The organism is Rhizobium mayense (assembly GCF_030272705.1).
Classification (GTDB): Bacteria; Pseudomonadota; Alphaproteobacteria; order Rhizobiales; family Rhizobiaceae; genus Rhizobium; species Rhizobium mayense.
In genome coordinates this window covers 1-22,038 of the sequence record NZ_JARFYM010000046.1, presented here as the reverse complement: position 1 = coordinate 22,038, position 22,038 = coordinate 1, and the positions used below count along the sequence as shown (strand labels likewise).

Below are 22,038 nucleotides of genomic sequence, written 5' to 3'. Positions count from 1 at the left end.
CGCACGGCATTTTGTGACCGACGGTCATTCTGTTTGCATGGCCGGCCAAAACGACCATGGACTGCCAAATACAAAATTCTTTCGACGGCCCATTACGGCATCAACTCTGGGTCTAACGTCCGGATTTGACGATCTGGAGGCTACTTTTCCAAACGTGCATACGCTGGTCTGCGCCGCAGGGTATTTGCAGCGCGGCCCGATTGAAACACTCGTTGACGATGCGCCGACTTAACCCCATGCAACGCGCAGTTTCTGATCAAGAAACGATCGGCAGGGGCATTCTTTCGCTGTTTCCTTCGCTATCGCTGACGAGGTTCGAGGGCCACCCTCTTCAGCCAGTAATCGACTGAAATCCGTCCTGGTCCCCATGCCATGATAGCCAACGCCATTGCGGCCCAGGTGAGATGGATCGGCCAGCCGTCCGGCACGGTGAGTTCCACGATCATTGTCATGAACAACAGCCCGAGTGCGGCGAAGCGAGCGCCGAAGCCGAGCACTAGCAGCACCGGAAACGTGACCTCACCGCAACCGGAAAGAAATGCCATCACCGTCGGCGCCGGAAACGGATAGGGGCCGCCCGGCAAATGCAACATGAACTCGTCAGTAAACAATGTCACCGCCGTGTCGCTGAGCTGAAAAAAACCGTCCCATTTCAGGATGCCGGACTTCCAGAACGGCACCGCCAGTGCCGCCCGCATCACGAACTGTACCAAAGACGGCCGCGCGATCGCCCGAACCAAACGCTCAGCCTTGTTAACGAGGAGCCCAAGCCGGAGGATACGTTCCGCAGCCCCAATATGTTGATCAACGACCTTCATGTTTCTCCTGGTGCAACTGAGACAAAGACACCCGCGTCGATCAGGCCGGCGATGTTCGCGGCAAGGTCGAGAGACGGGGAAGATTGGAATGCCGATACAGTGGCCTCGGCGAGCGGGCGGCCGGCCATCAGGCTCGTCAGGAACACCGCACCGGCGGTGGGCGGGGCGCGTGATCAGCGCGTCTTCGGCTATGCTGGCATCAATCTGACCTGACGTGCCCTCGCCGCGATTGGCGGCAAAAATTGCGACCGCCGAGAAGGGCGAGCGCATGATGTGCGCAGCGGGGTGCGCCACAAATACCGCCCCCGCCAGCCGCGCCGGCGGGATCGCCGCCAGCGCGTCAGCCGCAAGCGGCTCGGCGTCCGCGGCGTGATAGGCATCGAGCCAGGCGCGTTCGATCCGCGCGACATCGGCGAGCCACGGCATAGCCCGCGCGTATTCGTAACTTTCGATGAAGGCCGGAAAGTAACGGCCATACTCAAACAGCAGCGGCGAGGTTGGTGGCGTGAGGCGGACATGCTGACGCGCCATGGCGCGGAAGAAGTCGATGCCGGTGATCCGCTGGACCGCTGGGAAGATCGCGGCCAGAGCATCAGTCAAGCCGACCATGACGTTGTTGCGATAGACGTTGTAGCGCTTGATCGCATCTTTCCCAGCGGGACCACTGACAATCGCTGGCGTCGGGCGGGAAGGATCCATCAAAGCCGATGCTAACAACGCCGCGTAGGACGACGATTCCTGCTCAAGCGACTGCATGACGCATGTCTCCCAGATGGCGGTCGAGGATGGCTTGCGCGGCCGCAGCTTCCGCTCTCAGGATCAGCCAATCCGGAATGTTGCCATCCCATTCGATCAGCGTCGGGATCGGGCCGCAGCGCGCGATGATGATCTCATACAGTTTCCACACAGCGTCGGCGACCGGCCCGTCATGGCTGTCGATCAACAGCAGGGCGCCCTCGTCGTCGGCCTGCTCGGCGTGGCCGGCCAGATGAATCTCGCCGACCGCCGAGAGCGGGAAGTCGGCGAGATAGTCCAAGGCAGCGAAGCCGTGATTAGTGGCCGACACGAAGACGTTGTTGATGTCGAGCAGGAGACCGCAGCCGGTGCGGCGCGATACGGCGCGGATGAAGTCCGTCTCGCACATGGTCGATTGGCGAAGGGCAACATAACTCGAGGGATTTTCCAGCAACAGCGGCTGGCGGATCGCTTCCTGTACCTCGTCAATATGATCGCAGACCCGCGCGAGCGTCGCATCCGTATAGGGCAAGGGCAGCAGGTCGTTATAGAACGTGGTCTCGTGTGTCGACCAGGCGAGATGCTCCGAGACAAGCGCGGGCTCGTAGCGCTCGACGAGATGGCGGAAGCGCGAAAGATGGCACTTGTCGAGCGCCTGCGGACCGCCGATCGACATGCAGACGCCATGCAGCGATATGGGATAGTCGCGGCGCATGGCCTCGAGCATCCGATGCGGCGGCCCGCCGGCGCCCATGTCGCGTCGCAAGGTCGCCCTTATAAAGGCGTGCGCTGCGGTCGGCCGCGGAAGGTCGGCGAAACACTTCCGCTCACCTCGGAAAGGGTTGTTCGCCGTTATCGCATCGTTCGGCGTTGTCAAAGAGATTTACGAGAATGGGAGCTGCAATAGTGGCCCGACAGCGTTTGCAGCTGGCGGGCCACTATTGCGTTTTGGTTACTGGGCTGCCTGCTGCAGGGCCTCGTTGTCTTCTTCTTCATGCTTGCGCGGCTTGTAGCGCGCGCGCAGCAGGACATAGAAGACCGGCGTCAGGAGCAGACCGAAGATGGTCACCCCGAGCATCCCGCTGAACACGGCGGTGCCGAGCGACTGGCGCATTTCGGCGCCCGGTCCCTCGGCCACCGCCAGCGGCAATACGCCGAAGATGAATGCGAATGCTGTCATCAGGATCGGGCGCAGGCGCAAGTGGCTTGCCTCGATCGCGGCCTCAACGGCTGTCTTGCCTTCGTCCTGCGCCTGCCGGGCGAACTCGACGATCAGGATCGCGTTCTTGGCCGCAAGGCCGATCAGGACGACGAAGCCGATCTGTGTCAGGACATTGTTGTCCATACCCCGGAGATAGACGCCGATCAGCGCGCCGAGAACGGCGAGCGGAACGATCAGGATGATCGCGAGCGGGAGTATCCAGCTTTCATACTGGGCCGCGAGCGCCAGGAAGACGAAGACGACCGACAGCGCGAAGATCCATACGGCGCTACCGCCCGTATGCGTTTCCTGGTACGCGATATCAGTCCATTCGAACGTCGTGCCCGGCGGCAGCATCTTGGTGGCGAGTGCTTCCATCTTCTGGATGGCGTCGCCGGTCGAAACGCCCGGAGCGGCGTTGCCCTGCAGCGGTACCGACACATACATGTTGTAGCGCTGGATAAGGGTCGGGCCGCTGGTGTCACGGATGTCGGCAAGCGTGCCGAGCGGGACGAGCGCGCCGGTAGAAGACCTCACCTTGAGATCCAACATGTCGTCCTTCTCCATCCTGAACTGCTTGTCGGCCTGCGCGCGCACCTGGTAGACACGTCCGAAAGCGTTGAAGTCGTTCACGTAGGAAATACCGAGGTTCGTCGACAGCGTGTCGAAGATGTTCGGGATCGGCACGTTGAGGTACTGGGCCTTTTCACGATCGATATCGAGATAAAACTCGGGAGTGGACTCCGAGAAGGTCGTGAACACTCCGGTCAGACCTGGCGTATGATTGGCCGCGGCCATCATCCGGCGCGCGACGTCGAGCACGCGCGTCATGTTGGAATTGTCCTGGTCCATGATCTGCATTTTGAAGCCACCGGAATTGCCGATACCCCGGACGGGCGGTGGCGGAACCGCGATGATAAAGGCGTCGTCTACGCTCTGGAGGTTTTTATAGAGCGATGCGATGATCTTGCTGGCATTGTCTCCCGTTTTCATGCGTTCGGCAAAGGGCTTGAACGCCGTGAAGACGACGCCGGCGTTGGAGGCATTGGTGAATGTCGCGCCACTGAAGCCCGCGAATTCCACCGCATCCTTGACGCCGGACGTCTGCCGGGCGATGTCGGAGACTTTGCGTACGACGGCGTCCGTCCTTTCCAGCGACGAGCCGTCCGGAAGCTGGATGACTACAATGGCGTAGCCCTGGTCCATCACGGGAATGAAGCCGCTAGGGACCTTGGTGCTTATGAGCCATGTCGCCCCCAGAAGACCGACAAAGACAACCAGCGCGCAGCCGACCCCGATCCAGGATCGGACAATCAACCGTACGACCGAAGAGTAGCCACGGCTGAGTGCGTCGAAGCCGCCGTTGAAGCTGCTCGCGGCAGCGTGCCCTATCCTTGAAAAGATGTTCCGTCTTTCCCTGGCGTGATCGTGCTTCTTCAGCACGACCGCGGCGAGCGCCGGGGATAGCGTAAGCGAGTTCAATGCCGAGATAGCGGTCGCGATCGAGATGGTGACGGCGAACTGCCTGTAGAACTGCCCCGCGATGCCCGGAATGAAGCCCGTCGGCGCGAAGACCGCAATCAGGACAAGGGAGATTGCCACGACAGCGGTGCCGACTTCGTTCATCGTGACGTGCGCGGCCATCCGCGGACTCATACCTTTTGCAAGGTTACGTTCGACATTTTCTACGACGACGATCGCATCATCGACCACGATACCGATCGCAAGGACGAGACCGAAGAGCGTCAGCATGTTCAAAGACATGCCGAAGGCGGCGAGGAACGCAAAGGTACCGATCAGCGATACCGGAATCGCGACGATCGGAATGATCGCGCTGCGCCACGACTGCAGGAACACGAGGACCACGATTGCCACCAGCACAGCCGCCTCGCCGATTGTTCGATAGACCTCCGAGATGGACTCGGCGACGAACTGCGTCGGGTCGTACACGATGCTGTACTCAAGACCAGGCGGGAAGTTCTTCGACAAATCCGCCATCATCGACTTGATCTGTCCCGTCGTCTCCAGCGCGTTCGTGCCCGGTCGGGCGTTGATAACCAGCGCGACGGCCGTTTGGTTGTTCAGATAGCTGTTCGTGACGTAGTCCTGCGCACCGAGCTCGACGCGCGCGACATCCTCCAGCTTCACCAGGCGGCCGTCCGAAGCGGCCTTGACGATCACGTATCGGAACTGATGGGGGTCGGAAAATCGGCCGTCCGTCCTGACCGTGTACTGGAAGGCGTTGCCGGTCTTGGCCGGAGGTGCGCCAATGGAGCCGCCCGTGACCTGGACGTTCTGGTCCCTGAGCGCATTGACGACGTCGGTAGATGTCATACCGTAAGCAGACAGTTTCTCCGGATCGAGCCAGACCCGCATGGAATATTGACGCTCGCCGAATATCTGGACGTCGCCGACGCCCTGGAGGCGTACAAGAACGTCACGAATGCGGCTGCGTGCATAGTTGGATGTGTAGAGCTGGTCGTAACGGCCGGTCGGGGACAGGAGATGGACGACCATCAACAGGTTCGGCGAGGTCTTGTCCGTCGTGACGCCGAGGCGTTGCACCTCCTGCGGAAGGCGGGGCAGAGCAATGGCGACACGGTTCTGGACGAGCACCTGTGCCTTGTTGAGATCGGTTCCCAGTTTGAAGGTGATCGTCAGCGCCAAGGAGCCGTCACCGCTGGAATAGGACGACATGTATAGCATGTCTTCGACGCCGTTTATCTGCTGCTCGATCGGTGTCGATACCGCGTCCGCGATTGTCTGCGGATCCGCGCCCGGATAGGACGTGCGCACGACGATCGTCGGTGGCGCGATTTCCGGATACTGGGCGACCGGGAGCTGCAGGTACGCAACAGAGCCGACGATGATGAGCACGAGCGAAATGACCGATGCGAAAATCGGCCGATCGACAAAGAAATGTGCGAACCTCATTTGGTTGCTCCCGCTGCTGACACTGCTTCCTGCGCCGTCGCGGGCACGTCGTTCGGGTTCTCCTTGGGCAGCTCCACCGTAACCGGAGTAACCTTGACTCCGGGACGCACCCGGACCACGCCCTTCACGACGATCTGTTCATCGCCCGTGAGACCCGAGCGGATGACCCGGTAGCCGTAAAGCCTGGGACCCGGGCGAACGGATTTTGTCGTGACAGTGTTGTCGGGATTGAGCACGTAGACCACGCGCTCGTTCTGGTCGGCGGATATTGCTTCGTCGGGTATGAGGATCGCCGTGTAGGAGTTTGAACCTTCTATCTCAACGCGGCCAAAGAGGCCGGGCTGAAGGACGAAGCCGGGATTGGCGAAACGGGCGCGCGCGCGCAGCGTGCCGGTTGCCTGATCGATGGTGTTTTCCGCGAAGTTGAGCGTGCCCTCGAACTTCGTCTGGTCCCGGTCCCCGAGACGCACGCTTACCTTCAAGCCGCCGCCCCCCTCCTGGAGGACGTTGCCGTTCTTGCGAGCCGTCTCCGCGTAGTTGAGCAGACGCCGCTCATCGATGTCGAAATAGAAGTCGATGGGATCGAGCGCAACGATCGTCGTCAGTTCGGTCTGATCTGCCTGGACGAGGTTGCCGACCGAAATCAGATGACGGTTGATACGTCCGCTCAACGGGGCAGTGATCTTACTGTAGGTGAGATCGAGCTGAGCGCGTTCAACGCTTGCCTGGGCCCCCTGGAGGTTCGCCTGTGCGGACTGCAGCTCCTTGCGTCGGTCGTCGAGTGTCGACACAGTCTGGCTACCGGACTTTACCAGAGTGTTCACGCGGTCGAATTCCGACTGCGCGTAGGTCAGGGTGGAGCGCGCGACCGCGAGCTGGGCGGCGGCCTGGTTGTATGCGGTGACGAAGGGACGCTGGTCGATCTCGAAAAGCTCGTCACCCTGCTTGACCAACTGGCCATCCTTGAAGTTGACGCTCTGAAGGTACCCGCCGACCCGGGAGCGGATAGAAACCTGCTCGGAAGCCTGGAAGCGGCCGATGAACTCGTCGTTGTCGACGGTCTCTCGCACGACGGGCTTCGCCACGGACACCTGTGGTGGGGGAGGCGTTTGCTGAGCCTGCGCAGCTCCCGCTGAGAGAGCCGCGAAAAGCAGCACAACGCGTTTCAAAGTTGAAGTTGAATGGCGGATCTGCATCGGTTACCTCCGACGTGTTTGATCGAGAAGCCACGGCCAGCGCCAGGCTCCTGTCTTTTCGTCGTTCAGCTGAAATGGAATGTTCGTTTTGGGATCGAAGGCTCGCTACGTCCGACGAGCTCTTGAAGGCGATTTGCTCTCACCTCAGCGGCGACATGGCCTCGGGGTTTTCGCTATATTTCTTCATCGTCCGACCTCCTTTGCTGGCGAGCAAAAATAGGATGGTGAAACTCGATGGTCCAATGACCTATGGCTATGGAATCGATGCCTGCGACGCAGAGCCCAACAGAGGCCCCAGGGACGCAATGCCGCCGAAGCACGCAAAAGAGCGCGCTATCAGCAAATGCACGCCTATCCAGCCACAAGATCTACTGACGTTCCCACGCTCACCCTCGACGGGAGGCTGGCCAAAGCCGTCCCTTTCGCGAAAGTGCCGAGTCTTTCAGGTATGAATCGCAGCTTTCGTACCGTCCGAAAGTCAGGATTTCCGCGACTTTCAACCCTGTGACGGTGGAGGGCGCTTCATAGTCAAAAGCTCCATAACCTCATGCCGATCATCTGCGGATGCAATCGGCGCTGTCAGAAATTTCCCGTCATGATATGTTCGGGTTTCATCGTAGAGCTTGACCAATTGCGAGCGCCAGCTGTAACGCCGCGCCTCAAAATTCTCTCGCTCTGCTGTCCCAAAGACCACCACGACCGAAAACCGCCTGTATTCCGGCAGGAAGGTGCAAAACGCCCTGGTCTTCTTGTAGCGCAAGGACCAACCGCGTTTCTGGCCACCATAGAGCCACTCCGGCGTGAAAACACGCGGATAGGATGCCTCGATCCAGCTCTGCAGCTCGGCCCAATGCCCGAACGCTTCCGGCCCGATCCAGTCGCGGACGGTGCTGTCATCGGGCGGCGCCAATTTGCCGGTAATCCTGTCGCCGATCTGGGGGGACTGTTCCATGCTGCTTTCCTTGCACCACAAGTTAATCACGTAAGCTTCTGACTACGATGGCTCGATCGGTCTTACACCGTGTACTTTTGATAGTAGGTGCGTCTGATCTCTTCCTGACTTCGCGGAGGTTGAGCGAAAACATGGGCCGGCGACAGTAACGGGGTGATCGAAGTGGTTTCGATTTTGACCACGTGATCGACAGGATACTCCGGGCCGTTCGTCGCCCGAACCCAGTCGGCGATCATCAAATACTCTTCATTGCCTGGCGGCAGTATCGATGCGCGACCCGTGACTCGATAACCGCGCCTCTGGAAGATGTCGACTACGTTAATTTCGACGGCGGGATTGCGCCTCAAGTTCAGTATTGTCCGGGGCGATGCGATATCTGCGAAATAGAGAACACCGTTCCTGACCGTCAAGGACGCCTTCGGCGAAAGATTGGGCGTCCCGTCTTCGTTGACCGTGGCGACGAACGACAGTATCGCCTGCTTGATGATCGCCTCCATGTCGGCAGTGATTTCAATCATAGACATCCTCGCTTGCATATTATTCGAGCGGCTCTTTCGCCGGAACTCATCAAAATGTTGATCTCGGCCCCCGCCTGCGATCGTTCAACCGAACGCCGACTTTGATCCGAATAGGAGGGCGAGCGACGATGGCTCGAAGATTGGATCTATGACGGCAGAAAAGAAAATCACCTCTCGCCATGGAGTCGATAGCCGCACGTTATCGGAATGGCTGAGCGGCGCTTAGCGCCGGGATGCGCTTTGCTTATTTTTTGATGGCCGCATCGGGCGTGTTGCGGAAGCTGATCGCCATGCGGTCGTAGGCATTCATCAGGCTGATCGCGATCGTTAGGTCGACGAGTTCCTTCTCGCCGAAAACCGCGCGCGCCGCCCGGTAGGCTTCGTCCGGTACGCCGGTGTCTGCTACCCGCGTCACCGTCTCGGCCCAGGCCAGAGCGGCGCGCTCGGTCTCGCTGAAGAGATCGCCGCCCTCCTCCCAGGCCTGAACGAGAGCGAGCTTCTCGATCGGCACGCCCCTCTTCGTGAGATCGCGTGTGTGCATGTCGAGGCAATAGCCGCAGTTGTTGATCTGCGAGACGCGAAGATAGACAAGGTCGATCAGCTCGGCGGGCAAGTCGCTCTGCATGATATAGCCATACACACCTCCGAGGGCCTTGGCGCCGTTTGGAGCAATTTGGTTATAGTCCAGACGTCTGGTCATTGGCCTCTCGCCCAGAAGCTTATTTGATGGGCGTGGTCAGTTGGTTGTCATTGGTGTCGAGGACGAAGACAGCGAGCAGCTTTGCCGGCTCGGTCTTGCTCGCATTGCGGCTGATCGAATGGGTCGCACCTGGCGCTTCGGACCAGCTCTCGCCTGCCCGATAGATGCGCGTCGCGCCGTCATTCACCTTCGATTCGATCGCACCCGAAATTACGTAGGCGTGGATGAAAGCCGACTTCGCGTGAGTGTGGGGCGGGGACGCCCCGCCCGGCGCGTAATCGACTTCCAGGGCAATCAGCGATTTTCCCGGGATATTGGGAATGGCTGCTTCGAAGTTCTTCGTGACGGTTTGCGCTTCACTGTCTTGGGCGGAAACGGGGCCTGCCATCGACAAGGCAAAGGCGATGGACGTGGCGGCGATAACGGTTCGGAAATTCACGGGGCTTGCTCCTTCTTCAACACTGAAACTGTCTTTGCGGCAGGCTCTGCATCGCGCATTGCCGACGCGGCCCGCGACGGCCTGATCAGGCTGCTTTCTGCAAGCGCCGTAACCACTCCTCGAGATTGATGCGGCCGAGACGCGCCTCGCCCCATGGTACGAGCGACTTTTCCTCGAGGCGACCGCCGAAATACCGGGCTTCGGGATCTTTCATGACCTTCCGCGGGTCGCCGACACCCTTCAAATAGCGGGCGACGATTTCGTTGAACTCCGCTTGTTCCGGGCCGGCGATCTCGACGATCCCGTTTCGCGGATTAATGAAGGCTAGTTCGGCGACGAAGGCGGCAACGTCGTCAGCCGCGATCGGCTGAAGCAGGCCTGGCGGAAGCCTGACGATGCTCCCATCCGTATTCGCATCGGCGATGCCGCCAAGGAACTCCAGGAACTGGGTCGAGCGGATGATCGTATACGGGATACCGGAAGCCTCGATCAGTTTTTCTTGCGCGAGCTTGGCGCGGAAATAGTCTTGGCCGGGTACCCGGTCTGTCCCGACGATGGATAGCATGACATGGTGCCTGACGCCCGCTGCGACCTCCGCCGCTACAAGGTTCCGGCCGGAAGTCTCGAAGAATTCCGATACGACCTGCGGGTCGAACGAAGGCGCATTGGAGAGGTCGATCACCACCTGTGCGCCGGCCACGGCTTCTTTGAGCCCTTCGCCGGTGACGGTGTTGACGCCACTTTTGGGCGACGCCGCGACGACCTGCTGGCCGCCCCGGCGTAGAATGGCAACGGTCTTCGAGCCAATCAAACCAGTGCCGCCGATCACGACGATCTTCATCGTTACTCTCCTTTGTTGGTCGCCGGACACCGCTGAACATCGTTTCGATGCGCGGTTAGAAGAGGCGCAGAGTTCTTTCCCGGGTCATCCGGCAAAAAGGCAGGAATGAAAACATTAGGGCGGTGCCTGGGAGTCAGACGATCCCGTCCGTCGCGCCGAACGTCATGCTGCTAACGCAGAGAGGGCTTACATGCCGGCCAGTCTTTCTCAGCGGGACATATCGCATGCATGGCCTTCGAATTGTTGGCGAGAACCAGACTATATGGCCAGCCATTCGGCCGTTAAACATCGATATGGCGGACTCCTGTATCCAGGCGTCCAAAATGCGTGATCCTCCGTCTGACAACCTCAGATCGGCACGCTATGAAATGAAGTAACGGGCCAAGGCAGCTCGGCGCACGCCGGCCTTCAGGAATAGTCGACTCCGCCATGTGGCGTGAAATGCCCCAGATAGTCCTTCTTTCCCAGGGGAGCTCCAAGATGCCGCAGAATCGCATGCGCCACCGCGATATGGAAAAAGAATTCCGCTAATACGACGTATCGAATGTAATCATCCGCGCCGAACCAGCCCTGCGCAACCGACGGAGTCGGTTGATGAATGAGTGTCTGAGCGCTCTCTACGTCTTCTGGCTCGATTGTTTGCAGGAAGCTGCGCGTTTCCAACAGACGACCTTGAAGAGCGGGATAGATCATCGCTACCTCATGCGGAGCCACCTGGATTCGATTCATAAGCTTGGTCATGTGCAGCTCGACCTTGTTGCAGTTGACCGCGAATTGTTCGCCGAACGTCAGCATGTCGGGAGCGAGCCTGGATGTCAGTACGCTTCCCGGATCAAGCGATTTGGACCGCTCCAGGTTTTGGGCATGAAGCAGATAGTCGTCCATAACCGCGAGCCCACGCAGCATCACGGGCACGGTGACGTCATATACCGAAAAGGACATGTCACCTCCATCATGTCCGATACCGCCATGCGCTAGGGCTTATCAGCGCCGAAACCAGCTCCCTCTTTAGCCGATCTTCCGACAACCAACTTTCCCCGGTTTGCCTTTCACCGTGCTCATCGCGAACGAAAGACTATGGAATGCAGCCGATGGAATTTGAAATTCCGTTTGGTTATGCTTTCGATAGACAGAGGATATCGCCGACACGACTTCAGAACCGCGCCGACGACCGCCAACTTTTGAGCGAAACAGCTCCTCTTCTCCAACTATAATCATACCTGGATGGAATGCGGACAATCCGTTGCATCGCCCATACGGACGATCGGAGACGCATTGTAGACTCGCTGTGCATGGCAAGAATCTATGGTGGCGCTCTGGGCCGCGACGTCATCGCGGCCGCCATCTGTCGCGTCATCGAAAGCGGAAACTATGCATCATGTAAATAACAGCATCGAACGTGCTGAAAATGAACTTGCTGAAAATGAATTTGCTCGAGATGTGCTCGCCGGATTATCGGCTGATGTGAAGACTTTGCCTAGCCGTTGGCTATATGACGAGCGAGGATCTGCGCTTTTCGAAGAGATAACCAAGCTTGAAGAGTATTACCTGACGCGAGCCGAAACATCGATCTTGCGGGATCGGCAGATGGACATCGCTGATTTCGTGGGCTCTGGCGCGACTCTCGTCGAGTATGGTGCAGGAGCAGGCGTCAAGACCGAGCTTGTCCTGGCAGGATTGCGCGACCCACGCGGTTACGTGCCGATCGATATAGCCGACACTTTCCTTGCGGAAACCTCGAAGAGGATTGCTTCGCGCTTCCCATCGCTGTGCGTGCGCCCCATCGAGCGCAATTTCCTGGACGTATTTGAGGTTCCGTTTGATGGCTCCGGCGCCGGCAGGACGGGTTTTTTCCCGGGCTCGACGATGGGGAATTTGAACACGACTGAGGCACAGACTTTACTTACGCAGATGGGCCGTCATTTGGGTGACAAGGGACGCGCCATCATCGGTGTCGATCTCCAGAAGAACGTCGATAAGCTTCTCAATGCTTATGACGACAGCGCGGGTGTAACGGCCGCATTTAACCTCAATCTTTTCGCGCGGATCAATACAGAGCTTGGCGGCGATTTCCGTTTAGAGCAGTTCAAGCATGTGGCGCGCTGGAACGAGACCGAGAAAGCCGTAGAGATGCACCTGGTCAGCCTATGCGATCAGCGCGTTACCCTTTGTGAGCAGACGTTCCACTTCAGAGCGTCGGAAACCATCCACACGGAGAGCTCCCGAAAATATACTGTCGAGAGCTTCAAGCGGCTTGTCCACGCTGGGGGATGGAGGGTTGCGGAGGCTTGGCAGGACGGGGACGCATTATTCGGCCTGTTTGGGCTCGTTCGCCACTGAACCGCCGATCGTTATATCGCAATTCATCCTGTGCGGGTGGCGAAAAAGTTCCATTTGCCGCCCATTCATGACCTGGCTGAAATTATCATATTCGGATGCGGTGGCTACACCAAACGAACCAGCTGAGCGATTGTGCATGGGCCTTCATTAGGGTGACGGCAATTATTGATGCTCAACAAACCAGTCGTACCGGAGCGCATCAAACCGTTCACACGACACGCTGCGCGGAGCGTCCGCGTCAGACGGTGGTGTTCGGCGCCTCCGATCATCGAGCTGATGTGAGCTGACGCAGCATGAGGCTTTTTGGATATGGCATGCGAACCGCTCTGGCGAATATCGCGAGCTGATCTCGACAAACTGATGGGAACGATGGAAGTGGAGTCGGCCCGGTTGTCCGAGTGCCTGTTCGCCACTGGAGCCTGCGTTCACGTCGAGAGAGGCGACCTGCCGACTATACACTATTGTCTTACCGGTTCCGGTTTGATCATCGTCGATGGCGAAACGGTGATCGAGCTCGTCCCGCACATGCTCGTCGTGACGCCGCCGAACACGTCAATCGAGATCGTCGCGGGCGGTTCATCATTTGGCCGCTCCCGTTCTGGTCCCGGCAGAATCGAGAAAAGCATGTTCGTTCCCGGCTCCGTGCATCGCTACGAGATTGGCGAAGGCGAGGCATCATTTTCGCTTGTGTGCGGTTGCTTCCAAGCGGTTTACGGTCCGGGGCTGGATCTTTTTGCTTCACTCGCTTCGCCTATAGTTGAAGCTTTTGATGCGTATGATCAGCTCGACCAGGTCATGGGCTATGCGATGGTTGAACTCGCGACGCACGAGATCGGCCGAGGACCGATGGCGTCAGCGCTGTTCAAGCTGGTGCTGCTGACCCTGCTTCGTCGCTGTCTGACCTCTTCAAACCCTTGGGTAGAGCGCTTTTCGCTTTTGAGTGATCCGCCGATAGCGCGCGCATTCGCCGAAATGGCGTCACGTCCCGCGGCGGACTTCAGCGTTCAATCCCTGTGCAGGTCGGTTGGGTTGAGCCGCTCGGCGTTCATGGCGAGATTCACGGCTGCGTTCGGTGAATCGGCGATGTCTGTCCTCAGGCGTCTCCGCATGCGGCATGCGGCGAACCTGCTGGCTGCCAATGCACTCTCCATCGAACAAGTCGCACTTCAGGCTGGCTATCAGAGCCGCAGCAGCTTCACTCGAACCTTCCGGCAGCACTACGGGACCGACCCTTCAGACTATCGGTCAGAAGCGAAACGTGTCCTGGTCGCGTATGAGACCGAAGACGGCCGCGTCCCGACCGATTAGCTGCCGTCTGCCCTTTGTCTTAGAGGGTAGGACAAAAGCAGTTCAGAATGGATCGCCAACATCGGTTATTCGCTGCTTTCAGATGCCGCCAACCTCTCAAATGCGGTCGGTCGCTCGCGGACGTTTTCAAGTCGCCGGTGGATCATTGCAGCGCAATCGAGAGGTTTGGTAGAGGAAGTATCGATCTCGAGATCGTAGATGCCCGGAATATGAACTTCTCGTTGCCACGCCAGAACTGGAGCCGGCACAGGCTCGTGTTCGGAACCCGTTAGATATATATTCTCGCGCCCGATCGGGCTCCGTCGTCGGCGCTCCATTATGATTTCGATGGAGCAATGCACGCCGACAAACAAAACCGGCAACCCGAATAACCTCCGCGCGCAATCGACGAGGATATTGTTGGGACTGGCATAGGAGTTGTGATGTCCAACATCGACGACAACGTTAAGGCCCAAGCGACTGTGAGCGGCAATCGACTCATAAAGGGCTGCATAAAAAACAGGTATCAACGGTTCTAGATCCGGCCGCTCGCCGCCTGGACGAACGCCAACTCCCGGCCGGTAGCGGCTTGGCGTTATCTCCCTGATATAGGCATCGACACCCAGATTGAGCCACGGCCCCTCGAAGGTTTCCTGGATAACCTCGACAATGCTCGACTTTCCTGACCGGGGAGGCCCATTCAGGATTACAATTTGTCCTGCGTTTCCAGTGCTCAATTCAACGTCCTTTGCAGGCGGGTGTCTCTTACACAAATGACCGTCTTCCGGCCGGCGACGAACTGCCTGAAGATGGCTGAAACGCTCCTCCCTATCGCAAGGTCGTCGCGCACAACCGTGGTGAGGGTTAGGAACCGCGAGCGGGCGCGATACAATCCACCACCTGTTCCGGGATGGAACAGCTTGGCTGATGATCCGCGAACCGTTCTCATCAGAAAGTCAGGTGGCGGAGGCAGTCAGTCCGTCACCTTACATCCACGCCTTTCCAGAATGCGATGTAACCTTTGATAGCCGCCGCGGCATCGGACGGATCGGCATAATACCATGCCGCGTCTTCATTGGTTTTGCCATCGACGATTAGCGAACAATAATTCGCAAGGCCCTTCCATGGACACCGGCTGGTGGTAGCACTCCGCGTGAGATATTGCGAATTGACGGATTCAGGCGGGAAATAGTGGTTGCCTTCGACGACAACGGTCTTGTCCGATTTTGCGATCACTGTCTCGTTCCACGTCGCGATTACCATTTCTCATTCCTCTTCATGCGATAAGAGCCGATATAGCCGGGAGCTGGAACCGTCCGGCCGGGGCGGCGCTGCCCTGTAGCTCATCCTCCGGCCGACTATTGGAGCTGCTTGCCAATTCGGGCGCGCAGTGCCTGCAGGTCCCTTGCGAATATTCGGATGCCCTCGGCCAATTTCTCGGTGGCCATCGCATCTTCGTTCATGATCCAGCGGAAGGTTACCTCATCGATCGGCGCGCCGGGCGCCGGATGCTTGATGTCGACTGCGTCCTCGCTGACAAACCAGTGGCAAATGGCATCGGCCGGCCGCCGCAGCGGTTGCTCGGGATGCACGCCGGGCTTCAGTGCTCTCTGAAGCGGATCGCTGTTCGATTCCAAGGCATCCAGGAGGCTTGGTGCGATCGTAAGTCTGTCGCAGCCGGCAAGCGCCTCAATTTGACCGATATTCCGGAATGATGCGGCCATGACGATCGTTTCAATGCCTTCGGTCTTGAAGTGGTTGTAGATGTCACGAACGGACCGGACACCCGGGTCTTCCTCGGCCGTGAAATCCCTGCCTTCGACTTTCTTGTACCAATCATAAATGCGCCCGACGAACGGCGAGATCAGAAATGCGCCGGCGTCGGCGCTCGCGATGGCCTGCGCGCGGTTCAACAAGAGCGTCATGTTGCACTTCACGCCCTCCCTCTGCAGGATCTCGGCAGCGCGTATCCCTTCCCAGGTCGAGGCGAGTTTGATAAGAACCCGGTCCCGCTCGACACCGCGCTGCTTGTAGTCGGCTATGATTTGGCGAGCCTTGGCGGTCGAGGCCGCGACATTGTACGACAGGTTGGCGTCAACTTCGGTCGAGACGTATCCGGGCACGCGGCGCAAAAGCTCGATGCCAACAGAAATCGCCAAGCGATCTGCGGTAGCCGCCGCAACGCGTGACGGGTCGCCGTTACACTTGCGTCCCCATAACAGCGCTTCTTGGACGACCTCCTTGTAAGGCTCGCTTTCTAATGCCTTGAGGACGATGGTCGGGTTCGTGGTGCAGTCTACTGGCTTCAGCCGCGCGACGGCTTCCAGATCACCGGTATCAGCGACAATCGTCGACATCGTGCGCAACTGCTCAAGTTTTGACGTCATGTTCTTTTCCTTCAGATTGGCATCAACGCATCTCGGCTTGCGGGCCCTTTACGCATCCTCAGCGAGCCTCAGCCCAGAAAACTGCCAGCGAGCATGACCGGGGAAGAAGTTTCGGTAGCTGGCGCGCATATGCCCTGGCGGCGTTACGCAGGAGCCTCCGCGAAGCACGAACTGGCCTGACATGAATTTGCCGTTGTACTCGCCGACGGCGCCCTCAACGGTGCGAAAGCGCGGATATGGCAAGAACGCGCTGCGGGTCCACTCCCAGACATCCCCGAACATCTGTTGAAGACCACCGACGTGAGGTGATGCCGGTTTGGGACGAAAACGGTGGGTGTCGAGGAAATTGCCTTGGATCGCGATCCCCTGAGCGGCGGTTTCCCACTCGAACTCGGTTGGAAGGCGCTTTCCGGACCATGTCGCGAACGCGTCCGCCTCAAAATAGCTTATGTGAGTGACCGGTGCAGTGGGGTCGACAGGTTGGAAACCTCTCAGCGTCATCATCCAGTTTTGTCCATCGCGCTCCTCCCAGTAGAGAGGTTGCGACCATCCTTCGGCCTGTACTTTTGCCCAACCCTCAGACAACCAAAGGAGCGACTTCTGATAGCCGCCGTCATTGACGAAGTCCGCCCATTCGGCATTCGTGACAAGGCGGTTGGCGAGCCGGAAGGGTTCGACCAGAACGCGATGTCGTGGGCCTTCGCTGTCATACGCGAATCCGACAGGTCCATGCCCAATCTCAACGATCGCCTCATCGAACGCGGTGAAGGAGAGCGGAGATAGATCGGCAGTCTCCACGGTAACGGGCCTAGGATCACGATAAGCCGGATGAAGTGGATTCTGGGCGAAGAGATGCAGGATGTCGGTGAGCAAGAGTTCCTGATGTTGCTGCTCGTGATGACAGCCAAGCTCGACGAGCTCCGCAACGCGCTGGCCCGGGCTCGCGCGCAGCAGCGCATCGAGGGCATGGTCGACATGCTTCCGATAGTCCAGAATGTGGCTCAACGTGGGCCGTGTGATCATCCCGCGTCGCGGGCGCGGCTGACGCGCGCCCAGCGTTTCGTAATACGAGTTGAATAGAAAGTGGAAATCCTCGTCAAAGGTTTTGTACGCCGGGACAAATGGCTTGAGCACCATCGCCTCGAAGAACCAGGTCGTATGTGCGAGGTGCCATTTGGCCGGGCTCGCATCGGCCATGGATTGTACCGTCGCATCGGCATCGGACAGCGGTTCAGCAAGTCTTTCGCTGGTCTGACGAACGTCGTGAAAGAAAGTATGAAGGGCATCTGGCTCGAGCGCCGTCTGGAAGAGCTGCGAAGTTTTCATGGCAAGGCCTCTCAAGAGTTTTTGCGCCAGCTACCGAAGACTGAAGGTCGCAATGATCAACAAGGAGGGCAGAGCCGCCCTCCCCCGAGTCGTCACGGACGAACGCGGATGATCGTCTTCCCACTGATCCGCTTGGTCGGATTGAAGGCAGCAACGGCTTCGTCGAGGGACGCGACAGTGCCGATGTTCGTGCGCAATCGCCCGTCGCGCACTCGCTGGACGATTTCACTCAGTTGGGCGCGATCGGCCTCGACAACGAAGTCGACCGCCAAACCGTCAGTGGGTCGGGCCTCTGCCGGTCCAACGATGGTCACCAGTGTTCCTCCGGCTCGGATCAGCGCAGCAGACTGCTTTTGGATGTCGCCACCGATGACATCGAACACCAGATCGACGCCGCCAATATCTTTCAGGGCGTCCTTCTCGAGGTCGACGAATTCATTTGCGCCGAAGTCGAGCGCCTTCTGGCGGTCTGCGCCGCGTCCGGTGCCGATGACATAGGCGCCGGCTTCACGGGCGAGCTGCGTCACCATCGTCCCGACAGCGCCGGCCGCGCCGTGCGCCAGCACGCTTTGCCCGGCTTGAAGCCGGCCGTGCTGGAACAATCCCTGCCACGCGGTCAGGCCGGAGATCGGCAGGCTGGCACCCATCGTAAAGTCGACGTCGCCTGGCAGCGGCGCCAGGTTGCGTGCCTCGATCGCCACGTATTCCGCCAGGGTGCCGTCGCGGTACCAGTCGGCGAGGCCGAACACCCGCTGTCCGATCGACAGACCCGTCGTGCCGTAGCCGAGGGCGGTCACCACTCCGGCCAGTTCGTGGCCGGGGATCGTCGGTGTCCGATCCCGGTCGACGCGATCGGTCCAGGTCGAGGGCCACGACAGCTCGGTCGGGACGAATCCCGACGCATGAATCTCAACAATGACGTCGTTTATCGCCGGCTGCGGCACGGGCCGCTCCATCAGCTTCATCCCGGCCGTTCCGGCAGCCTCATCCGTTACTACGATCGCCTTCATCGTCCATCTCCCTGTCCGTGGTATATGGTCATCTTTCGAATTCCTTTGCAGACGTTCGAAAATAGGGCGGGGAAACTCGATGGTCCAATGACCAGCGGCTATGGAATCGATGCCATCGGCGCAGCGCAAAAAAAACAACGGGCGGTGCAAACATATGCTTCGCACGTCAAAAGGGAGCAATATCCAGATGGAGGCTGCTGATTTCGAGGAGGCGCTACGAGCACTTCCTGAGGGTTACAGCGAGGGGATCTACGAGGGACGGCGCTATGGTGTGAGCCTTCGCCGATCCGTTGACGGACGACGTAACAGTTTGTTCGCGCGAGAATTGGCCGGAACAGACGTTGTCAGTTTCAACCTTTATCGTCCGGGGTCGGGCAATACATCTCTCAAACCATGCGAGATGTCTGCGGAAAAAGTGAGAGACTTTGTCTTGCGCTTTCGATTGAGCGCGTCAGACATGGCAGGGGATCGGGACGAATATCCCACAAGGGCAGGATTTCCGGGCGCCGAGGACACAAGAGAGATCCAGAGCGCGCCGGAGAAATCCGATGCTGTTAGGTGAGGTCAACGCTTAGAGCGGTTCAGCGTTTCACGGAATCGCCTTCCCACACTATCGCTTTGTTTTTACGCAATTCCGGACGGAAAACCGCTTCGCACTTTTCCTGGAATTGCTCTAGACGAGGTCACCTGTAACCAGGCACAGCCTCGGACATGGCGGCTTCCTCCTGCCTGATACGGATCACCAACGGTATGCAATACAACGGCAGGCCAACGATCAGAGTCCGGTAGGCATTCATAGCGAGCGCGAACCCAATAAGCTCCGGAATGATGTTCAGAAAGTAGTTCGGGTGTCTGACCCAGCTGAAAAGACCGGTCCGGACGAAGGGCTGGCGTTCGTTGATGATAATCTTGACTGTCCACAGCCGTCCCAGAGAGCGCAGTACCGAAATCAGGGCAAGGGCGGAGACTAAATAGATGACGAACCCAATTTCGGACACCGTGAAGTTGACGTCCGTCCGTGTCGCGCCTTCCACTGTGGCAACGATATAGAACACCAGATGCGCAAGAGCGAGGAAGACACTGTTGGCAGCCCCGACCTCGCGCGCGCCGGAAGCCTTGAGCGCGCGTTCGTTTATGGTCGAAATCACAACCGTGGATATACGCCACACAAAGGCAATGATGACGAAAATGATGAGTGGTGTAGGCATGATTTCTCCGGACAATGCTTCGTGAAGCGGTAAATTTGAAGTCTATTTTTCGAGAGCTCGAGACGATCCGCCCTCGCACGGCGAAACCTGCTGGCGCTCCGCCTGCTCTCCTTGCAGATCGATAGGACGTAGCCACCAGTTCCCTTACGACAAGAGCTACGTTTTCTGCGGCATGATCATGCAACACGATTTCGCCGCACGAAAAACATCCTGCAATCTTTCATGGCAGCGCCATTCGGCGCGCGAGGTCGCGGTTCAACATCCGGCCCGTTTGCAATTGCGCGAGATAGTGCCGATGCAAACATCTGCCGCAACATGGTTTGGGGTATTGGTTGCCTATACCTCCGTATAGTTGCCGGCCCTTCACCGAGGGCTGCTCTGGCATACACGCGGCGCCCAGTTGCGCGCCTTCGAAAAAAATCGAACCCTACGCGGCATAAGTTCTCGTCGCCGGCATCCCGGGGCATCCCAAACAGAACTATCCCATACCCACGTATAATTCCGGCGAGCGCGCAAAGTCGCTAAGACTTCCCTTGCCCTGCTTTCCCAAGATCGAGGCCACAGCGGTTGCCCGACGGCCCGCTGCTGATCGTGGGTGCCACCCCTGCCCCACAAACGCGGAGCGATTCGCATTTAAACCGTCTCCCCCTCCAGAGACGGTTTTTCCGCCACAGCACTGGAGTTTATAAAATGACTGCAAAAAAAGTCCTGATCGTCCATGAGCAGATCGGGTTTGTTGCCGATGCGCTTCCCGCGACGTTTGACATACTGAAGGCGTGGGAACCCCTGACGCCGGCGGGACGCGATAGTGTCATCGCAATGGTGGTCTCGGGTGACGTCCCTTTGCAGAACTCCTACCTCGCCGAATTCCCAAACCTCGGGCTGATTGCGTGTCTTACAAGCGGCTATGACGGTGTCGACATTTTCTGGGCCGCCGAGCGCGGGATCAAGGTGACGCGAGCAGTAGAGGTGAATCATGAAGAAGTCGCGGATCATGCAATGGGCCTGCTCATAGCTTGGACGCGCGGATTGGTGACGGGTGACAAGCTGGTTCGCTCGGGAGAGTGGAACGGTGCGGCGAAGGTTGTGACCCGGTCGCTAAGCGAACTGTCTGTCGGGATTGTAGGCATGGGAGCGATAGGCAAGGCAGTGGCCGGCCGATGTCTCTCTTTTGGACTGCCAGTGCTGTGGTGGGGCCCGCGCAAAAAGGATGACCTGCCGTATCGTCGCGCGTCAGACCTCGAAACTCTGGCCCGTGAAAACAATGTCCTCATCGTCGCAAGCAGCGCCGATAGATCAAACCGGCACATGATCTCCGGAAAGATCTTAGACGCATTGGGACCTGATGGGCTTCTTGTTAACGTCGCGCGCGGAAGCCTTGTCGATGAAAGTGCTTTGATCGAACGCCTGCAATCGCGAAAACTGGCGGGCGCAACGCTCGATGTTTTCGAACAAGAACCAACCGACCCGGCGAAATGGCGTGACGTTCCCAATGTGATCCTGACGCCGCATTCGGCTGGCGCTACGCGCGCCGTCCTGCCGAAATTGGTGAAACAGTTGATTTCGAACCTTGAGGCTTACCTCGGCGGCCGGGATTTGCTGACGCCCGTCGCCGTCCGACCGAGCGCGTATGACGGTCGTTAGAAATCGAATTTAGCAGTGTCTGCTTGATCATATGGTTGCGGCGGCCTTCCGCGATCTTGCGAAAGAACGATCCTTTTTCCGCCGCCGGACGTGGAAGCCGTCAAGCCCGAGAGCGGCACTGCCGAGTTTCGCTTCCTCGATACGGGATACTTCGCGCTGGAGACACGGCGCTGGGCATCATTGGCACCGTAACGCCCGGGAATAGAAACCATAGCTGTCGGACATTTCCCATTGAAAGGCCACCGACGTAGTCTCGCCTCAGATGACTACGGAGAAGAGAATGCTGCTGCCTCGTCGACCAGTTCCCGAACTGCGCGTGCCGACCCTTGCTGATGGCGACTTTGATCTTGCGGCCGACGCACCGGAGCTATTTACGTTGGTATGCTTTTATCGCGGTCTCCACTGCCCGGTTTGCCTCAAATATCTGCGCGAGCTGGAATCGCTGATCCCTGAATATGAGCGTCGCGGCACAAAGGTCATCGCCATCAGCTCTGACGTTCAG

20 protein-coding genes and 1 pseudogene are annotated in these 22,038 nt (G+C 58.7%); 4 read left to right on the top strand and 17 right to left on the bottom strand.

Annotation, left to right across the window (positions count from 1 at the left end):
* Positions 1 to 299: 299 nt before the first annotated feature.
* From PY649_RS31495 to PY649_RS31445, 11 genes and pseudogenes are all read right to left on the bottom strand, one after another.
* Entirely contained in the window at positions 300 to 818 is a 519-nt protein-coding gene (locus PY649_RS31495) for a DoxX family protein (protein WP_285872841.1), read from the bottom strand.
* Positions 815 to 1,574, bottom strand: a pseudogene (locus tag PY649_RS31490) (HvfC/BufC family peptide modification chaperone). Before PY649_RS31490 ends, PY649_RS31495 begins: the two are co-directional and overlap by 4 nt.
* The gene (gene bufB / locus PY649_RS31485; protein ID WP_432761444.1) at positions 1,561 to 2,409 is read right to left on the bottom strand and encodes an MNIO family bufferin maturase; all 849 of its coding nucleotides are present in this window, start codon (positions 2,407 to 2,409) and stop codon (positions 1,561 to 1,563) included. Before bufB ends, PY649_RS31490 begins: the two are co-directional and overlap by 14 nt.
* Before the next feature lie 96 nt (positions 2,410 to 2,505).
* Positions 2,506 to 5,688 (bottom strand): efflux RND transporter permease subunit, encoded by a 3,183-nt coding sequence (locus tag PY649_RS31480; protein WP_285872840.1) that lies wholly within the window; start codon positions 5,686 to 5,688, stop codon positions 2,506 to 2,508.
* Complete coding sequence (locus tag PY649_RS31475) at positions 5,685 to 6,884, bottom strand: efflux RND transporter periplasmic adaptor subunit (protein ID WP_285872839.1); 1,200 nt, start codon at positions 6,882 to 6,884, stop codon at positions 5,685 to 5,687. Before PY649_RS31475 ends, PY649_RS31480 begins: the two co-directional genes overlap by 4 nt.
* A gap of 496 nt (positions 6,885 to 7,380) precedes the next feature.
* A complete protein-coding gene (locus PY649_RS31470; RefSeq protein ID WP_285872838.1) occupies positions 7,381 to 7,836 on the bottom strand; it encodes a DUF3788 domain-containing protein in 456 nt (151 codons plus the stop codon).
* A gap of 62 nt (positions 7,837 to 7,898) precedes the next feature.
* Positions 7,899 to 8,354 carry a pyridoxamine 5'-phosphate oxidase family protein gene (locus PY649_RS31465; RefSeq protein ID WP_285872836.1) on the bottom strand — a complete coding sequence of 152 codons (456 nt, stop codon included), beginning with the start codon at positions 8,352 to 8,354 and terminating at the stop codon, positions 7,899 to 7,901.
* A gap of 244 nt (positions 8,355 to 8,598) precedes the next feature.
* Positions 8,599 to 9,054: a carboxymuconolactone decarboxylase family protein gene (locus PY649_RS31460; RefSeq protein ID WP_285872835.1), complete on the bottom strand. Its 456-nt coding sequence runs from the start codon at positions 9,052 to 9,054 to the stop codon at positions 8,599 to 8,601.
* Between the two features lie 19 nt (positions 9,055 to 9,073).
* Positions 9,074 to 9,493 (bottom strand): cupin domain-containing protein, encoded by a 420-nt coding sequence (locus tag PY649_RS31455; protein ID WP_285872834.1) that lies wholly within the window; start codon positions 9,491 to 9,493, stop codon positions 9,074 to 9,076.
* Positions 9,494 to 9,578: 85 nt separating this feature from the next.
* A complete protein-coding gene (locus PY649_RS31450) occupies positions 9,579 to 10,334 on the bottom strand; it encodes an SDR family oxidoreductase (protein WP_285872833.1) in 756 nt (251 codons plus the stop codon).
* Positions 10,335 to 10,742: 408 nt separating this feature from the next.
* A complete protein-coding gene (locus tag PY649_RS31445) occupies positions 10,743 to 11,276 on the bottom strand; it encodes a DUF1993 family protein (RefSeq protein ID WP_285872832.1) in 534 nt (177 codons plus the stop codon).
* 429 nt (positions 11,277 to 11,705) lie between these two features.
* On the opposite strand from PY649_RS31445, the gene egtD reads away from it, so the two are divergent.
* On the top strand, positions 11,706 to 12,674 hold the full coding sequence (gene egtD, locus PY649_RS31440; RefSeq protein WP_285872831.1) for an L-histidine N(alpha)-methyltransferase: 969 nt from the start codon (positions 11,706 to 11,708) through the stop codon (positions 12,672 to 12,674).
* A gap of 360 nt (positions 12,675 to 13,034) precedes the next feature.
* Positions 13,035 to 13,982: a helix-turn-helix domain-containing protein gene (locus tag PY649_RS31435; RefSeq protein WP_285872829.1), complete on the top strand. Its 948-nt coding sequence runs from the start codon at positions 13,035 to 13,037 to the stop codon at positions 13,980 to 13,982.
* Positions 13,983 to 14,047: 65 nt separating this feature from the next.
* On the opposite strand, the gene PY649_RS31430 is transcribed toward PY649_RS31435, so the two are convergent.
* From PY649_RS31430 to PY649_RS31400, 6 genes are all read right to left on the bottom strand, one after another.
* Positions 14,048 to 14,698 carry a chloramphenicol phosphotransferase CPT family protein gene (locus tag PY649_RS31430; protein WP_285872828.1) on the bottom strand — a complete coding sequence of 217 codons (651 nt, stop codon included), beginning with the start codon at positions 14,696 to 14,698 and terminating at the stop codon, positions 14,048 to 14,050.
* A gap of 244 nt (positions 14,699 to 14,942) precedes the next feature.
* On the bottom strand, positions 14,943 to 15,224 hold the full coding sequence (locus PY649_RS31425) for a DUF427 domain-containing protein (protein WP_285872827.1): 282 nt from the start codon (positions 15,222 to 15,224) through the stop codon (positions 14,943 to 14,945).
* Positions 15,225 to 15,319: 95 nt separating this feature from the next.
* Positions 15,320 to 16,348, bottom strand: a complete 1,029-nt coding sequence (locus PY649_RS31420) for a transaldolase (protein WP_285872826.1) — start codon at positions 16,346 to 16,348, stop codon at positions 15,320 to 15,322.
* Positions 16,349 to 16,396: 48 nt separating this feature from the next.
* Positions 16,397 to 17,674, bottom strand: a complete 1,278-nt coding sequence (gene egtB, locus PY649_RS31415) for an ergothioneine biosynthesis protein EgtB (RefSeq protein ID WP_285872825.1) — start codon at positions 17,672 to 17,674, stop codon at positions 16,397 to 16,399.
* Between the two features lie 92 nt (positions 17,675 to 17,766).
* Positions 17,767 to 18,684, bottom strand: a complete 918-nt coding sequence (locus tag PY649_RS31410; RefSeq protein WP_285872824.1) for an NADP-dependent oxidoreductase — start codon at positions 18,682 to 18,684, stop codon at positions 17,767 to 17,769.
* Between the two features lie 683 nt (positions 18,685 to 19,367).
* A complete protein-coding gene (locus PY649_RS31400) occupies positions 19,368 to 19,892 on the bottom strand; it encodes an isoprenylcysteine carboxylmethyltransferase family protein (protein ID WP_285872822.1) in 525 nt (174 codons plus the stop codon).
* 567 nt (positions 19,893 to 20,459) lie between these two features.
* Here PY649_RS31400 and PY649_RS31395 point away from each other — a divergent pair.
* Together PY649_RS31395 and PY649_RS31390 are read left to right on the top strand one after the other, a co-directional pair.
* Positions 20,460 to 21,536, top strand: coding sequence for a 2-hydroxyacid dehydrogenase (locus PY649_RS31395; protein ID WP_285872821.1), 1,077 nt, complete (start codon positions 20,460 to 20,462; stop codon positions 21,534 to 21,536).
* 280 nt (positions 21,537 to 21,816) lie between these two features.
* Positions 21,817 to 22,038 (top strand): redoxin domain-containing protein (locus PY649_RS31390; protein ID WP_285872820.1); only part of this gene is annotated, 222 nt, incomplete at its 3' end.

Bases quoted from the DNA above. Each gene is read 5' to 3' on its own strand.
- PY649_RS31495 (WP_285872841.1), bottom strand. From the start codon at position 818: ATGAAGGTCGTTGATCAACATATTGGGGCTGCGGAACGTATCCTCCGG.
- PY649_RS31480 (WP_285872840.1), bottom strand. From the start codon at position 5,688: ATGAGGTTCGCACATTTCTTTGTCGATCGGCCGATTTTCGCATCGGTC.
- PY649_RS31475 (WP_285872839.1), bottom strand. From the start codon at position 6,884: ATGCAGATCCGCCATTCAACTTCAACTTTGAAACGCGTTGTGCTGCTT.
- PY649_RS31470 (WP_285872838.1), bottom strand. From the start codon at position 7,836: ATGGAACAGTCCCCCCAGATCGGCGACAGGATTACCGGCAAATTGGCG.
- PY649_RS31465 (WP_285872836.1), bottom strand. From the start codon at position 8,354: ATGATTGAAATCACTGCCGACATGGAGGCGATCATCAAGCAGGCGATA.
- PY649_RS31460 (WP_285872835.1), bottom strand. From the start codon at position 9,054: ATGACCAGACGTCTGGACTATAACCAAATTGCTCCAAACGGCGCCAAG.
- PY649_RS31450 (WP_285872833.1), bottom strand. From the start codon at position 10,334: ATGAAGATCGTCGTGATCGGCGGCACTGGTTTGATTGGCTCGAAGACC.
- PY649_RS31445 (WP_285872832.1), bottom strand. From the start codon at position 11,276: ATGTCCTTTTCGGTATATGACGTCACCGTGCCCGTGATGCTGCGTGGG.
- egtD (WP_285872831.1), top strand. From the start codon at position 11,706: ATGCATCATGTAAATAACAGCATCGAACGTGCTGAAAATGAACTTGCT.
- PY649_RS31435 (WP_285872829.1), top strand. From the start codon at position 13,035: ATGGGAACGATGGAAGTGGAGTCGGCCCGGTTGTCCGAGTGCCTGTTC.
- PY649_RS31425 (WP_285872827.1), bottom strand. From the start codon at position 15,224: ATGGTAATCGCGACGTGGAACGAGACAGTGATCGCAAAATCGGACAAG.
- PY649_RS31420 (WP_285872826.1), bottom strand. From the start codon at position 16,348: ATGACGTCAAAACTTGAGCAGTTGCGCACGATGTCGACGATTGTCGCT.
- egtB (WP_285872825.1), bottom strand. From the start codon at position 17,674: ATGAAAACTTCGCAGCTCTTCCAGACGGCGCTCGAGCCAGATGCCCTT.
- PY649_RS31410 (WP_285872824.1), bottom strand. From the start codon at position 18,684: ATGAAGGCGATCGTAGTAACGGATGAGGCTGCCGGAACGGCCGGGATG.
- PY649_RS31400 (WP_285872822.1), bottom strand. From the start codon at position 19,892: ATGCCTACACCACTCATCATTTTCGTCATCATTGCCTTTGTGTGGCGT.